The 13,723-nt window shown below is 72.0% G+C and carries 14 protein-coding genes; 8 read left to right on the top strand and 6 right to left on the bottom strand.

Annotated elements, in window-relative coordinates:
* The first annotated feature begins 2 nt into the window (after window positions 1-2).
* From AB0D49_RS21000 to AB0D49_RS21030, 7 genes are all read left to right on the top strand, one after another.
* Entirely contained in the window at window positions 3-839 is an 837-nt protein-coding gene (locus AB0D49_RS21000; protein WP_362759279.1) for a carbohydrate ABC transporter permease, read from the top strand.
* A 4-nt stretch (window positions 840-843) separates the two neighbouring features.
* The gene (locus tag AB0D49_RS21005; RefSeq protein ID WP_362759281.1) at window positions 844-1,650 is read left to right on the top strand and encodes a 6-phosphogluconolactonase; all 807 of its coding nucleotides are present in this window, start codon (window positions 844-846) and stop codon (window positions 1,648-1,650) included.
* Window positions 1,647-2,603, top strand: coding sequence for a 5-dehydro-2-deoxygluconokinase (gene iolC / locus AB0D49_RS21010; RefSeq protein WP_362759283.1), 957 nt, complete (start codon window positions 1,647-1,649; stop codon window positions 2,601-2,603). Before AB0D49_RS21005 ends, iolC begins: the two co-directional genes overlap by 4 nt.
* Window positions 2,600-3,511 (top strand): deoxyribose-phosphate aldolase, encoded by a 912-nt coding sequence (locus tag AB0D49_RS21015; RefSeq protein WP_362759285.1) that lies wholly within the window; start codon window positions 2,600-2,602, stop codon window positions 3,509-3,511. The genes iolC and AB0D49_RS21015 overlap by 4 nt, the downstream gene beginning before the upstream one ends.
* Window positions 3,508-4,383 carry a 5-deoxy-glucuronate isomerase gene (gene iolB, locus AB0D49_RS21020; RefSeq protein ID WP_362759287.1) on the top strand — a complete coding sequence of 292 codons (876 nt, stop codon included), beginning with the start codon at window positions 3,508-3,510 and terminating at the stop codon, window positions 4,381-4,383. Before AB0D49_RS21015 ends, iolB begins: the two co-directional genes overlap by 4 nt.
* Window positions 4,380-6,269, top strand: a complete 1,890-nt coding sequence (iolD, locus tag AB0D49_RS21025; RefSeq protein ID WP_362759289.1) for a 3D-(3,5/4)-trihydroxycyclohexane-1,2-dione acylhydrolase (decyclizing) — start codon at window positions 4,380-4,382, stop codon at window positions 6,267-6,269. The genes iolB and iolD overlap by 4 nt, the downstream gene beginning before the upstream one ends.
* 110 nt (window positions 6,270-6,379) lie before the next feature.
* Window positions 6,380-7,105, top strand: coding sequence for a hypothetical protein (locus AB0D49_RS21030; protein WP_362759291.1), 726 nt, complete (start codon window positions 6,380-6,382; stop codon window positions 7,103-7,105).
* 36 nt (window positions 7,106-7,141) lie between these two features.
* Here the strand turns inward: AB0D49_RS21030 and AB0D49_RS21035 are convergent, their stop codons facing one another.
* The 6 genes from AB0D49_RS21035 to AB0D49_RS21060 form a co-directional block, all read right to left on the bottom strand.
* Complete coding sequence (locus tag AB0D49_RS21035) at window positions 7,142-8,212, bottom strand: kelch repeat-containing protein (protein WP_362759293.1); 1,071 nt, start codon at window positions 8,210-8,212, stop codon at window positions 7,142-7,144.
* A 121-nt stretch (window positions 8,213-8,333) separates the two neighbouring features.
* Window positions 8,334-9,119 (bottom strand): MerR family transcriptional regulator, encoded by a 786-nt coding sequence (locus AB0D49_RS21040; protein WP_362759295.1) that lies wholly within the window; start codon window positions 9,117-9,119, stop codon window positions 8,334-8,336.
* Between the two features lie 15 nt (window positions 9,120-9,134).
* The gene (locus AB0D49_RS21045) at window positions 9,135-9,896 is read right to left on the bottom strand and encodes an ABC transporter permease (protein ID WP_362759297.1); all 762 of its coding nucleotides are present in this window, start codon (window positions 9,894-9,896) and stop codon (window positions 9,135-9,137) included.
* Window positions 9,893-10,687 carry an ATP-binding cassette domain-containing protein gene (locus AB0D49_RS21050; RefSeq protein WP_362759299.1) on the bottom strand — a complete coding sequence of 265 codons (795 nt, stop codon included), beginning with the start codon at window positions 10,685-10,687 and terminating at the stop codon, window positions 9,893-9,895. Before AB0D49_RS21050 ends, AB0D49_RS21045 begins: the two co-directional genes overlap by 4 nt.
* Before the next feature lie 748 nt (window positions 10,688-11,435).
* Window positions 11,436-11,792: a nuclear transport factor 2 family protein gene (locus tag AB0D49_RS21055; protein WP_362759301.1), complete on the bottom strand. Its 357-nt coding sequence runs from the start codon at window positions 11,790-11,792 to the stop codon at window positions 11,436-11,438.
* Window positions 11,793-11,824: 32 nt separating this feature from the next.
* The gene (locus tag AB0D49_RS21060) at window positions 11,825-12,571 is read right to left on the bottom strand and encodes an SDR family oxidoreductase (protein WP_362759303.1); all 747 of its coding nucleotides are present in this window, start codon (window positions 12,569-12,571) and stop codon (window positions 11,825-11,827) included.
* A 142-nt stretch (window positions 12,572-12,713) separates the two neighbouring features.
* On the opposite strand from AB0D49_RS21060, the gene AB0D49_RS21065 reads away from it, so the two are divergent.
* A complete protein-coding gene (locus AB0D49_RS21065; RefSeq protein WP_362759305.1) occupies window positions 12,714-13,670 on the top strand; it encodes a helix-turn-helix transcriptional regulator in 957 nt (318 codons plus the stop codon).
* The last annotated feature ends 53 nt before the right edge of the window (window positions 13,671-13,723 follow it).

The following is a 13,723-nucleotide window of genomic DNA, read 5'->3' on the forward strand; positions in this document are numbered from 1 at the left end:
GGATGATCACCCGCAGCAGTCGCCGGCAGAGCGTCATCGGCCACGCCATCCTGACCGTCGCCGCGCTCCTCGCCCTGTATCCGTTCCTGTCCGTCGTCCTGCTCGCCCTCAGCGAGCCCGGCACCCGGCACAGCGGCTTCTCCCTGCCCACCTCCATCAGCTTCGACAACTTCGCCGAGGCATGGGACCGGGGACTGTCCGCCCAGCCGCTGATATCGAGCCTGCTGGTCGCCGCCGTCGTCGTGGTCGTCACCATCCTGCTCGCCGTCCTCGCGGGCTACGCCTTCTCCGTCTTCCCCTTCCCCCTCAAGGGCCTCCTGCTGGTCCTGCTGCTGGCCGGTCTGGTCATGCCCTACGAGGCGACCGTCATCCCGCTCTACCACCAGCTCAAGTCCTGGGACCTGCTCAACACCTACTGGGCGCTGATCCTCCCGCAGATCGGACTGTCGCTGCCGTTCGCGATCTTCTGGATGCGGACCTTCTTCGACTCCACCCCGCCCGCGCTGCGTGAGGCCGCCTCCGTGGACGGCGCCTCGAAGTTCCGCACCCTGCGCTCCATCCTGCTGCCCATGGCGGTCCCCGCCATCGGCACCCTCGCCACCCTGCTCTTCCTCTTCGCGTGGAACGAGTTCCTGCTGGCCCTGGTCCTCGTACCGGACAACGAGAGCGTGCAGACCGCACCGCTCGCCCTGTCGTTCTTCGCCGGCAACCGCCGCAACAGCGACCCCGGCGTCACCGCCGCCGCGGCCGTCCTGGTCGCACTTCCCGTGCTCATCAGCTATATCGCCCTGCAGCGCCGCATGATCAGCGGCATGCTCGCCGGGGCCGTGAAGGAGTAACACCGTGTCAGCCCCCCTGTCCCCGCGCGTCTTCGACAGCCCCGGCGCACTCGGCGAGACCCTCGCCCGTGAGATCGCCGACGGCATCGCCGAGGCCGGCCGCGCCGGACACCGCTACGTCCTGGGCTGTCCGGGCGGACGCAGCCCCCGGCCGGTCTACCGGGCGCTCGCCGCCCTGACCGCCGAACGCGCCCTCGACCTGCGGCATGTCGTGATCGCCATGATGGACGAATACGTCGTGCCCGCCCCGGACGGCGGTTACCAGGACGTCCCCCACAGCGCCCACAACAGCTGCCACCGCTTCGCCGCCGACGAGATCGTCGCCCCTCTCAACGCCGCCGCCCGCCCCGGCCAGGGCATCCCGGCCGCCTCCGTCTGGTTCCCGGACCCGGCCGACCCCGCCGCCTACGAGGAGCGGCTCGCCGACGCGGGCGGCGTCGACCTGTTCCTCCTCGCCTCCGGCGCCTCCGACGGGCATATCGCGTTCAACCCGCCCGGCTCGCCCGAGGACAGTGTCAGCCGGGTCACCGTCCTCGCCGACACCACCCGCGCTGACAACCTCGGCACCTTCCCCGGCTTCGCCTCCCTCGACGAGGTCCCGCGCCACGGCGTCACCGTCGGCGTCCGCACCATCGTCACCCACACCCGCCGTGCCGTGATGGTCGTGCACGGCACCCACAAGCGGGAGGCCGTCCGCCGCCTCACCACCGCCACCGCCTACGACCCGTCCTGGCCCGCGACCCTCCTCACCCAGTGCAAGGACCCGTCCCTGTACGTGGACCGGTCCGCCGCCGGGCAGGCCCTCGCATGACGTACGACCTGATGACGCTCGGCCGGGTCGGCGTCGACCTCTACCCCGAACAGACCGGCACCGGCCTCGCCGACGTACGGACCTTCGCCAAGTACCTCGGCGGCAGCGCCACCAACGTCGCCGTCGCCGGAGCCCGGCACGGACTGCGCACCTCGGTCACCACCGGCGTCGGCGACGACCCCCTCGGCGGCTTCGTCCGCACCGCGCTGCGCGGCTTCGGCGTGGACGACCGGCATGTCGTCACCGTCCCCGGCGCCCAGACCCCCGTCGTGCTCTGCGAGATCTTCCCGCCGGACACCTTCCCCCTGTACTTCTACCGCCCCGACGCCCCCGACCTGCGGCTGACCGAGGACCACCTCGACAGCGCCGCCCTGCGCACCGCCCGGGTCGTCTGGATCACCGGCAGTGCCCTGTCCGCGGACCCCTCCCGCGCCACGACCCTGCGGGCCGTCACCGACCGCGCCCCGGGCACCGACACCGTCTTCGACCTGGACTGGCGCCCCACGTTCTGGACCGACCCCGCCGAAGCCCCCGCCCACTACGCCCGCGCCCTGGACCACTGCACGGTCGCCGTCGGCAACCGGGACGAGGTCGAGATCGCCGTCGGCACCCGCGACCCGGACCGGGCCGCCGATCTGCTGCTGGAGCGCGGGGTGCGCCTGGCCGTCGTCAAACAGGGACCCGCCGGGGTCCTCGCCCGCACCGCCACCGAGAACGTGGTGCTGCCGCCACTGCCGGTGGACGTGGTCAACGGACTCGGCGCGGGCGACGCCTTCGGCGGCGCGCTGGTCGCCGGACTGGTCGCGGGGCTGCCCCTGACCCGGCTGCTGGAGAACGCCAACGCCGCCGGGGCGATCGTCGCCTCCCGCCACTCCTGCGCGGACGCCATGCCCACCCCCGAAGAGATCGACCGGTTCCTCATCGGTGCCCCTAGCTCTGGAGCACAGCAGTGATCACCACCCTGCGTCCCGTGGCCGCCGACGCCGCCGCGGTGGCGCGCGTCCGGCTGACCGACCCGGACGCCATCCGCCGGGCCGCCGCAGCCCGGCCCCGGTTCGACCCGGCGCGCCTCGCCCGGCCGCTGTTCATCCTGGCCGCCGACCACCCCGCGCGCGGCGCCATCGCGGCGGGCGGCGACCCGACCGCCATGGGCGACCGCCACGAACTGCTGGCCCGCTGTGTCGAGGCCCTCTCCCGCCCCGGCGTCGACGGCTTCCTCGGCACCGCCGACCTCGTCGAGGACCTGACCCTGCTCGGCGCGCTCGACGGAAAACTCGTCCTCGGCTCCATGAACCGCGGCGGCCTGCCCGGCGCCACCTTCGAACTCGACGACCGCTTCGGCGGCTACGACGCCCGCGGCATCGCCGAAGGCGGCCTGGACGGCGGCAAGATGCTGCTGCGCATCGACCCCGCCGACCCCGGCACCGCCCGCACCCTGACCGGCACGGCCCACGCCGTCAACGAACTCGCCGAGCGGCGCCTGATCGCCCTCATCGAACCCTTCAGGTCGGTGCGCGAGGACGGCCGGGTCCGCAACATCCTGGAGCCGGACGCGCAGATCTGGGCCAACAACATCGCCCAGGGCCTCGGCCGCACCTCCGCCCGCACCTGGCTGAAGGTGCCGGTGGTGCCCGACATGGAACGCATGATGGCCTCCACCACCCTGCCCACCCTGCTGCTGGGCGGCGAGGGCGGCGGCGACCCCGACGCCATGTACGCCTCCTGGCAGAACGCCCTGCGTATCGAGCACGTCCGCGGCCTGATCATCGGCCGCACCATGCTTTTCCCCGCCGACGGAAACGTGTCCGCCGCGATCGACACGGCGGTCTCCCTGCTGGGCCGCGACGGGGACCCCCGATGACCGGCACCTGGCACCTGCCCGCCGGGACCACGGGCACCGACGCCTTCGCCCTGACGATCACCCCCGAGGACGCGGGCTGGACCTACGCCTCCCTCCGCGTCCTGGACCTGCCCCCCGGCGGGACGGCGTCCTTCCCCACCGGCGACAGCGAGTGCCTCGTCCTGCCCCTGACCGGCGCCTGCCGGGTCACCGTCGACGGCCACACCTTCGACCTGACCGGCCGCACCGATGTGTTCACCCGGGTCACCGACTTCGCGTACGCCCCGCGCGACGCCGAGGTCACCGTCCACGCCCCCCTGGGCGGCCGGTTCGCCCTGCCCGCCGCCCGCTGCGAACGCCGCCTGACACCCGCCTACGGACCCGCCGGGAGCGTCCCCGTGGAGATCCGCGGCGCCGGGAACGCCACCCGCCAGGTCAACAACCTCGCCTCCCCCGAAGGCTTCCCCTGCGACCGGCTGGTCGCGGTGGAGGTCCTCACCCCCGACGGCAACTGGTCCTCGTACCCCCCGCACAAGCATGACGAGCCGGGCGACGGTGAGGCCGTGCTCGAAGAGATCTACTACTTCGAACTGGGCTCGACCGGCGGCCCCGGCACCGCGCCTCTCGGCTATCAGCGGGTGTACGCGGACGGGGTCGACGTCCTCGCCGAGGTCCGCCACGGTGACGCCGTGCTCGTGCCCCGCGGCTACCACGGCCCCTCGATGGCCGCCCCCGGCTACCCCATGTACTACCTCAACGTCCTGGCGGGCCCGCACCCCGACCGCACCATGGCCTGCTGCGACGATCCCGCCCACCACTGGGTCCGGGCCTCCTGGGACGGCATGGCGACCGACCCGCGGGTGCCCCTGTGCGACGCGGAGGGCCCCCGATGAGCACGGCCCGCGCGACCCGGCGGCTCACCACCGCCCAGGCACTGGTGACGTTCCTGTCCCGGCAGTACACCGAACGCGACGGCGTCGAACACCGCCTGATCGAGGGCTGCTTCGGCATCTTCGGCCACGGCAATGTCGCCGGGATCGGCCAGGCGCTGCTCCAGCAGCCCGACGACCTCACCTACTACCAGTCCCGCAACGAGCAGGCCATGGTGCACGCCGCTGTCGCCTTCGCCCGCACCCGCCGCAGGCTCTCCACCCTCGCCTGCACCACCTCGGTCGGCCCCGGCGCCACCAACATGGTGACCGGCGCGGCCCTCGCCACCATCAACCGGCTGCCCGTCCTGCTGCTGCCCGGCGACACCTTCGCCACCCGCGCCGCGAGCCCCCTCCTCCAGGAACTGGAGCTGCCGCACGCGGCCGACATCACCGTCAACGACGTCTTCCGCCCCGTGTCCCGGTTCTTCGACCGCGTCTGGCGCCCCGAGCAGCTGCTCTCCGCCGCGACCCAGGCGATGCGCGTCCTGACCGACCCGGCCGAGACCGGCGCGGTCACCCTCTGCCTGCCGCAGGACGTCCAGGCCGAGGCATGGGACTTCCCCGAGGAGTTCTTCGCCCACCGCGTCTGGCATGTGCCCCGCCCGGCCCCCGACGCCCGCGCCCTGGCAGCCGCCGTACGTCTGCTGCGGGACGCGCGCCGGCCCCTGATCGTGGCGGGCGGCGGTGTGATCCACTCCGACGCGAGCACCGAACTGGCCCGCCTCAGCGCCGCCACCGGCATCCCGGTCGCGGTCACCCAGGCGGGCAAGGCAGCCCTTCCGCACGACCACCCGGCCGCGGTCGGCGGCATCGGCCACACCGGCAGCCCCGCCGCCAACGCCCTGGCCCGCGAGGCGGACGTCGTCCTCGGCATCGGCACCCGCTGGCAGGACTTCACCACCGCCTCCCGGACCCTGTTCACCGACCCGGACGTCCGCTTCGTCAACCTCAACATCACCTCCTTCGACGCCGCCAAACAGTCCGGCCTGATGCTCCAGGCCGACGCCCGCGCGGGCATCGAGGCCCTGGAAGACGCCCTGACCGGCCACACCGTGCCGTCCGCCCACCGCACCCGGGCACGCGACCTGACGAACCGCTGGAACGCCCACACGGAAGCCGCCCTCACCACCGCCCACACCCCGCTCCCCGCCCAGAGCGAGATCCTCGGCGCGATCCGCGACGCCATGGCCGACCGGGACGTGGTGATCAGCGCCGCCGGTTCCCTCCCCGGCGACCTCCACAAACTCTGGCGCCCCACCGACCCGCTGGCCTACCACGTGGAGTACGGCTACTCCTGCATGGGCTACGAGATCGCGGGCGGCCTCGGCGTGAAGATGGCGGCCCCCGACCGCCAGGCGGTCGTCCTCGTCGGCGACGGCTCCTACCTGATGATGGCCCAGGAGATCGCGACGGCGGTGGCCGAGAACATCAAACTGGTCGTCGTCCTGGTGGAGAACCGGGGGTACGCCTCCATCGGCGCGCTCTCCGAGTCGCTGGGCTCCCAGCGCTTCGGCACCCGCTACCGCTACCGGGACGAGACCAGCGGTCGGCACGAGGGCGAGACCCTGCCGGTCGACCTGGCCGCGAACGCGGCGAGCCTGGGCGCGGACGTCCTGCGGGCCTCCGGTGTCGACGGCTTCCGCCGCGCCTTCGCCCAGGCCCTGTCCGCCGACCGCACCACGGTCGTCCACATCGAGACCGACCCGCTCGCCGCGTCCCCCTCCTCACAGGCGTGGTGGGACGTACCGGTGGCTCAGGTGGCGACGTTGGACTCCACGGTGGCGGCACGGGAGGAGTACGAGCGGGAGAAGGGGGCGCAGCGGGCGCTGCTGCGGCCGGTGGACTGAGTCCGGGCGGAGGGACGGGGGGAGTGCGCGGGGCGCGGCGACCGCTACGATGCGGCACTCATGATCGTGGCGGATCCACCCCCGCAGGACGGCACTCTCAAGGGACTCACATGACCAGGGAAGTACTGACCGTCTGCCTCACGCCCGTGGAACGCGGGAGCCTCCGCCACGCCATCGCCGCCGCCATGGCGCCGTTCGACCGGAACAGCGAGGACGAGGACCGGGCATCCGGCGAATGGGACCACTGGTGGCTGGGCTCCCCTCGCGCCCAGTTCTGGATCCGACCCGGCTGCGAGGACGATCCCCGGCTGATCCATGACATCGAACCGAGCCGTGCGGGACAGTCCTCCACCGCCGCACCGGGCCGCTGCTGCGGCGGCCCCCTGGAACTGCTGGACATCGCCCGCCAGCGGTCCTTGGCGGACGGCGAGTCGGATCAGCTCTGGAAGACCTGGGAGAGCATCTCGGCTGTGTTTCCCCCCGCGCGAAGCCTCACCGCCTTCCTCGCCGAGGACCCGGACGCCACGATCCAGCACGCGGGCAGAGCCTGGCAACGGTACGCGGCGCAGCCCCTGATCAGGGCGCTCCTCGACGACCACGAGCTGTATGCCGCCTTCGGGGACTGGACGGAGGCGGATGGCGCCCCCATCGACCGGGACCGCTTCCGCCGGCGGACGTCGGACGAGAGCCTCGCCTGTGACGCCCTGCTGACCCTGGACGGCCGATGGCTCGCTCCGCCGTCACCAAGTGAGAGGGACTACGCCCGGCACTACTGCGTCGCCATCGAAGACCTGCCAGCGGACACGGTGCTGGTGAATGTCACCTACCACTGCTGACAAGTCTCCGAACGAGTTTCTCGCCGCCCTCCGGCCCTAGCTCAGACGCAGCTCCAGGATGTCCTTCGACGCGCCGCCGCCGCAGGTGGGCGCCCCCGCAGCGAAGTAGGCGCGGCCGCGCACCGCACCGGCGCCGAAGCCGTGCCTGCTCTGCGGCAGGGGGCTGCCGGCGGACCAGCGGTCGGAAGCCGGGTCGTAGACGGTCACGTCACCGAAGGTGTCGCCACCGGAACCGCACTCACCTCCCGCGTAGACGATCCGTCCGTCGAGGACGACGGCAGCCCCGGCCGACCGGGGGACCGGAAGCGGCGCCGCCGTGCTCCACCGTCCCGTGCGGGTGTGGTAGACGTCGTGGCGGGGCAGGTTGTCGGTCACGTCGGCCACCCTGCCCCCGAACACATGGATGTCGCAGCCGAGGACCGCGACACCCACGTGGTCCCGGGCCTCGCCGGGCAGCCGCCGCGCGGTCGACCACCGGCGCAGTCGCGGGTCGTAGACGAAGTGGCTGTTGACCGTGCCGTACCCCAGGGAGATCGGGGGGTCCGCAATGGTGACGACCGACCTTGAGTCACGCCCACCGATCACGTGGAGCCTGCCGTCGACGGCGGCGACGGCGACCGAGCCGAGCTTCTCGGGCAGGTCGGGCAGCCGACTCCACTGGTCCGCCGCCGGATCGTAGACGTAGGCCACGGGCTGCGGGTTCAGGTGCACCGCGTCCGTGAACCCGGCGATGGCGTAGAGCCTTCCGCCGAGGGCGGCCATCGCGACATGGGTGAGCGGACGGGGCAGTGGTGCGTGGGTGGACCACCGGTCGGTGCGCGGATCGTAGCCGGTCACCACGTCCGACGCCCATACGGGTGCGGAGTCGTCCTGCTGAAGGGTGCCGCCGACGACATACAGGCGGCCGTCGAGGACGGCGGCCCCGACTTCACCGCGGGCCTGCGGCATCGGTGTTCTGGCCCGCCACTGGCCCTGAGCGCCGGTGACGGTCGTCTTGGTGGCTGAGGACCGGGCGGCCTGCGCGCTGCCACCGGGCGCGGCCATGGCGACGGCGGTGATCGACAGTCCAGCCAGTGCGCCCAGGGCACTTCGTCGTGAGAGAGACATGACTCAACTGTGGGCGTGGCCTGTCTCCGCTGTCCAAGACCGATCGGGGAGTCCCGATACCGGACGGGTATGGCGGCTGGTCAGCGGCGCTCGACGGCAGCCACCCGCCGAAGACATGACCTCAGCCCGCCTCCCCGCCAACCCTTTCCCCAGGCACCCGCTCGATACGCGTCCAGCCCTTCCACCCCCGCTCCTCCAGAATCGCGATGAGCCGTTCGGCGCCCGGCGCGGACTCGACCATGGCCGCGTCGAGCAGCGCGACGAACTGATCGTCCATACCGTCCGCACCCGTCGTACCCGTCCGCACCGCCCGCATCATCAGCCGCTCCACGACATCGGCGAGCTGAACGATCCGTGCCGCGTCGGCGGGCCAGCGCAGCGGCTCACGGAGGAAGCCGTAGAGCTGGATGATGTCCGGATCGTCGAGCTGCTCATGCTTCTCGGCGATCACGTCGTCGAGCAGGTCCGGCACCTGTGCGGCGATCATGATCCACGCGTCCCGCTCCAACTCCACGTACTCCTCCCGGACTCCGAGGGCGCGCAGCCGGTCCAGGTAGTCCACGACCCGTGGGGGAAGCGCCAGATGCTCACCGGCCGCGAGCCGCGCGAGCCGCTTGCGGGTGTCCCGCAAGCGCCGGATCTCCGCGCGCAGGTCCCGGTCGATCCCCGCGACGCCCTCGGAGAACCGCTCCGGGCCGGCGTCGAGCAGCTCCTGCACCCGGGCCAGGGGTACGCCCGCGTCCGCCAGTGTGCGGATGCGGATGAGCCGTACGACCGCCGCCGCGTCGTAGACCCGGTACCCCGACTCGTCCCGGGCGGGCTCGGGCAGGAGGCCGATGGTGTGATAGTGGCGTACCGCCCGTACCGTCACCCCGGCGTGCCGGGCCAGTTGGCTGATGGTGAGCATGGTCCTCAGACTGCCTCAGGCGATCTTCTTGCGATAGGTGACCATCGCGAAGCCGTACGCCAGGACGAGGATGCCGACGCACCAGGCGAGCGCGGTCCAGATGTCGCCGCCGACCGGCTGCTCGGCGAACAGGTTGCGCAGGGTGTCGACGATGGACGTCACCGGCTGGTTCTCGGCGAACCAGCGCACCGGCCCCGGCATGGTCCCGGTGGGCACGAACGCCGAGCTGAGGAACGGCAGGAAGATGAGCGGATAGGCGAACGCCCCCGCCCCCTCGACCGATGTCGCGGACAGCCCGGGGATCACCGCAATCCAGGTCAGGGCCAGTGTGAACAGCAGCAGGATGCCGGTGACCGCGAGCCACGGCAGGACCCCCGCGCCCGAGCGGAAGCCCATCAGCAGCGCCACACCGACCACGATGACGAGCGAGATCAGATTGGCGACCAGCGAGGTGACGACATGGGCCCACAGCACCCCTGACCGCGCGATCGGCATGGACTGGAACCGCTCGAACAGCCCGCTCCGCATATCGGTGAAGAGCCGGAAGGCGGTGTAGGAGATGCCCGAGGCGACGGTGATGAGCAGGATGCCGGGCAGCATGTAGGTGACGTAGGAATCCGTTCCGGTGTCGATCGCCCCGCCGAAGACGTATACGAACATCAGCATCATGGCGACCGGGGTGATGACCGTGGTGATGACGGTGTCCACGCTGCGGGTGACATGGCGCAGGGTGCGTGCCGTGAGTACGGCGGTGTCGGTGAGGAAGTGTGTGCTCATGCCCCGCTCCCGGAGTCCGTGGTGTCGCTCGTGCCGCCGTGGTCGCTTCCGACGACCGCGAGATAGATGTCCTCCAGACTCGGCTGCTTCTCGACGTACTCGACGCTGGCGGGCGGCAGGAGCCGCTTCAGCTCGGCGAGTGTGCCGTCGACGATGATCCGCCCCTGGTGCAGGATGGCGATCCGGTCGGCCAGGTGCTCCGCCTCGTCCAGGTACTGCGTGGTGAGTACCACCGTCGTGCCGGACCCGGCGAGGTCCTTGACCGTCTGCCACACCTCGATCCGCGCCTCGGGATCGAGTCCGGTCGTCGGCTCGTCCAGGAAGATCACCGGCGAGTCCCCGATGAGGCTCATCGCGATGTCCAGACGGCGGCGCATACCACCCGAGTACGTCGACACCTTGCGCCCGCCAGCTTCGGTCAGCGAGAAACGCCTCAGCAGGTCGTCGGCGACGCCACCGGGGTCCTTGAGATGCCGCAGCCGGGCGACGAGGACCAGGTTCTCCCGGCCGCTGAGGATCTCGTCCACGGCGGCGAACTGCCCGGTGAGACTGATGGACCCCCGTACGTCCGCCGGTTGCGTGGCCACGTCGAAGCCGTTGACGCTGGCCGTCCCCGCGTCCGCCTTGAGCAGCGTGGCGAGGATCTTCACGGTCGTGGTCTTGCCCGACCCGTTGGCGCCGAGCAGGGCGAAGACACTGCCCCGCGCCGCCTCGAAGTCCACCCCGCGCAACACCTTCAGCTCGCCGTACGCCTTCTCCAGCCCGCGCACCTTCACCGCCGGGCCGGTCATGAGCGCGCCCGCCCGGCCTGCCCCCGCCGGCCGACGTGATCGCCCCGCAACCGCACCGGGACCTCCCCGAACCTCATACCCCACACGACCCTCGCCCTCCTCCAGAAATCCGCCCGGGTCGACTCCCGGGCGGCTGATGCCAGCAGCATGGAGGGTTGACCCGGCGTCAAGGTCAAGCCGGGTCCTGGGCGGCGGTGTCGTGCCGGATCTCCGATGGACACGCACCGCTGACCGCCGGGGGCCTGGTGCCGGAGCTGTCGGCGTGGGGGTTCAACACCCTGGGCTGGAGCGCGGAGTATGTGAGCGGCAGCGGCCTGTCGGCCACGCACGACATGGTCGGCCTCGGTCACTCCGACGGGCTGCCCGACGACGAGGCGGCCGGGACCGGACTGCCCTACGCTGTCCCTGCGGATGGCCGGGATCGAGCACTGGAACGGCCATCCGGCCTACCGCGACCCCCGCTCCGAGGCGTTCGCGCAGTGGTGCGACCACCTGGCGCGCACCCGGTGCCGACCGTGGGACCCGAACCTGGTCGGCTACTTCCTCGTCGACGCCCCGGCGTGGGCGGGGCACCCGACCGGTGCGGGCTACCCCCCCCGAGCGAGCTGGGGGAGATCGCGGATGCCTACTACCGGGTCGCCGCCCAGGCCATCCGCCGCCACGACCCGAACCACCCCTGGCGGGAGGCTGTCGCATCCACCTGAACGGGCCCCCGGGACTGGGACATCCCCGGTGGCCGTCGGATCGGTCAGACCTCGTTGTTCCACATGCGGAACATGGCGCATCGGCCGTCCCCGTCGAAGGTCACCGTCCAGAGATTGGCGAAGGTACCCAGCTCCTTGTACCGCCCGGTGCCCTCGATCGCCGCCGTGTCCCCGTTGATGGCGAGGAGGGACCACTCGAACTCCCAGCCGCCCTCCTGCCATGCCGCGCGAGCCAGCCAGCCGTCGATGATCGCCTCCCGGCCGACCCAGTCGGTCTGGTAGGGCCACTCGTGATACTCGGCGCGCGGAGTGAACAGCGCCGCGATGTCCTTCCTGCTGTTGCCGGCCCAGGCCCGTACATAGCCTTCGACCCAGTCACGTACCCGCTGCTCGGTCACCATCGACGCCACCGCTCCCTGACCTGTGTCCGCTCTCAGCCCTGGGCCGTGGGCCGGACGACGATCTCGTTGACGTCCACGTCGTCCGGCTGGTCGATGGCGTAGCGCACCGCCGCGCCGATCGCGGTCGCGGGAATCGCGATGTCCATCTGCTCCCGCACCGCGTCCCGGACCCCGCTGTCGCCGATGGACCCGGTCAGCTCGCTGCGGGTCAGGCCCGGACTGATGACGGTGACCCGCAGTTCCCGGCTCTCCTGGCGCAGCCCTTCCGACAGGGCACGCACGGCGTACTTGGTGGCGCTGTACACGGCGGAGGTCGGGTCGACCCTGAGGCCCGAGACGGAGGACAGGTTCACGATGTGCCCGTGGCCCTGTTCGCGCATGACCGGCAGGACGGCGGCGATGCCGTGCAGGACGCCGCGCAGATTGACGTCGATCATGAGGTTCCACTCGTCGACCCTGAGCGCGTCCAGCCGCGACAACGGCATGACACCGGCGTTGTTGACCAGCACATCGACGCGCCCGTACCGGTCATGGGCGGCTGCGACGAAGGACCGTACGTCGGCCGGGTCGGTCACATCCAGGCTCAGCGGAAGGGCGCTGCCGCCCTGGGCCTCGATGTCCTTGGCGAGGACGGCCAGCCGATCGGTGCGCCGCGCCCCGAGCACCACGTGATGGCCCGCGGCGGCGAGCGCGAGGGCGGTGGCCTCGCCGATACCGCTGCTGGCCCCGGTGATCAGGACCACCTTGGAAGCGGCTGCGGTGGGGGACGGGTGGGACATGGGGCGGGATTCCCTTCGGAGAGACGGCGGCCGGGCCGTGCGCGGACCGGCCGCCGCCAGGATGCGCCCGATCACGCCCACGCGGCAGGACGGGCCTTCCTGGGTGCGCCACACCCAGGACGCGGCGGCGTACGATCCAGGGATGAGCGGCAATGAACTGGGGGAATTCCTGCTGGCACGACGCTCCCGGCTCAGCCCGGCCGACGTGGGTCTTCCCCGCGCCCGGAACCGCCGGGTGAGCGGACTGCGGCGCGAGGAGGTGGCCGTCCTCGCCGGGGTGAGCGCCGACTACTACACCCGGCTGGAACAGGGCCGCGAACGGCATCCGTCCGGCCAGGTCGTCGACGCCCTCGCGCGGGCCCTGCGGCTGGAGTCCGACGCCTGCTGGCACGCCTACCGTCTGGCCGGACTCGTACCGCGAGACACGACCTCCGCGCCGGACGAGGAACGCGTGGCGCCGGAACTCCTTCAGCTGATGGACGCCTTCCCCACGGCGGTGGCGTATGTGGTCGACCGGCGCCTGGACGTGCTCGCCTCGAACGCGCTCGCCGACGCCCTGCTCTCCCCGCTCGCCGACCCCCGGAGCATGGCCCGCTCCCTGTTCCGCGACCCCGCGGCCCGCGCGCTGTTCGCCGACTGGGACACCGTGGCCCGTGACACGGTCGCCACGCTGCGACTGGCCCACGGCCATGACCGCAACGACCCGCGGATGCTCGACCTGATCACGGCGCTGCTCACGGAGAGCGCGGACTTCGCGGCCCTCTGGAGCCAACAGGACGTGAGCCGTCTGGGCAGCAAGACGAAGACGTTCCAGCACCCTGAGGCCGGGCGGCTGACCCTCGCCTACCAGACGTTCGAGGTACAGGACGCCCAGGGCCAGTACCTCCTGGTCGGCACCGCCGAGCCCGGCAGCCCGGACGCCCGCCGCCTGGCCTCACTCGACACGTCCGGCGGCGCCGCGGGCGAGCGCGCTGATGGACCCGGCGAGCGCGGTGATGGGCCCGACGGATGCGGCGAAGGGCCTGATGGGCGCGGCGATGGGTCCGGCGGGCGCGGTGACCGACTCGGCGGGCGCGGTGACATGCCCGTCGGGCGCTGAAGTGGCCGAGACATGCCCCCAGGGACCCGACTCTCCGGGTCCACTCGCCGCCT

Source organism: Streptomyces sp. NPDC048290, from assembly GCF_040652095.1.
Lineage (GTDB): Bacteria > Actinomycetota > Actinomycetes > Streptomycetales > Streptomycetaceae > Streptomyces.

What these genes read in the sequence shown, in the direction of transcription:
- AB0D49_RS21000 (WP_362759279.1), top strand. Translation starts at nt 3, where the DNA reads ATGATCACCCGCAGCAGTCGCCGGCAGAGCGTCATCGGCCACGCCATC.
- iolC (WP_362759283.1), top strand. Translation starts at nt 1,647, where the DNA reads ATGACGTACGACCTGATGACGCTCGGCCGGGTCGGCGTCGACCTCTAC.
- iolB (WP_362759287.1), top strand. Translation starts at nt 3,508, where the DNA reads ATGACCGGCACCTGGCACCTGCCCGCCGGGACCACGGGCACCGACGCC.
- iolD (WP_362759289.1), top strand. Translation starts at nt 4,380, where the DNA reads ATGAGCACGGCCCGCGCGACCCGGCGGCTCACCACCGCCCAGGCACTG.
- AB0D49_RS21030 (WP_362759291.1), top strand. Translation starts at nt 6,380, where the DNA reads ATGACCAGGGAAGTACTGACCGTCTGCCTCACGCCCGTGGAACGCGGG.
- AB0D49_RS21035 (WP_362759293.1), bottom strand. Translation starts at nt 8,212, where the DNA reads ATGTCTCTCTCACGACGAAGTGCCCTGGGCGCACTGGCTGGACTGTCG.
- AB0D49_RS21040 (WP_362759295.1), bottom strand. Translation starts at nt 9,119, where the DNA reads ATGCTCACCATCAGCCAACTGGCCCGGCACGCCGGGGTGACGGTACGG.
- AB0D49_RS21045 (WP_362759297.1), bottom strand. Translation starts at nt 9,896, where the DNA reads ATGAGCACACACTTCCTCACCGACACCGCCGTACTCACGGCACGCACC.
- AB0D49_RS21050 (WP_362759299.1), bottom strand. Translation starts at nt 10,687, where the DNA reads ATGACCGGCCCGGCGGTGAAGGTGCGCGGGCTGGAGAAGGCGTACGGC.
- AB0D49_RS21055 (WP_362759301.1), bottom strand. Translation starts at nt 11,792, where the DNA reads ATGGTGACCGAGCAGCGGGTACGTGACTGGGTCGAAGGCTATGTACGG.
- AB0D49_RS21060 (WP_362759303.1), bottom strand. Translation starts at nt 12,571, where the DNA reads ATGTCCCACCCGTCCCCCACCGCAGCCGCTTCCAAGGTGGTCCTGATC.
- AB0D49_RS21065 (WP_362759305.1), top strand. Translation starts at nt 12,714, where the DNA reads ATGAGCGGCAATGAACTGGGGGAATTCCTGCTGGCACGACGCTCCCGG.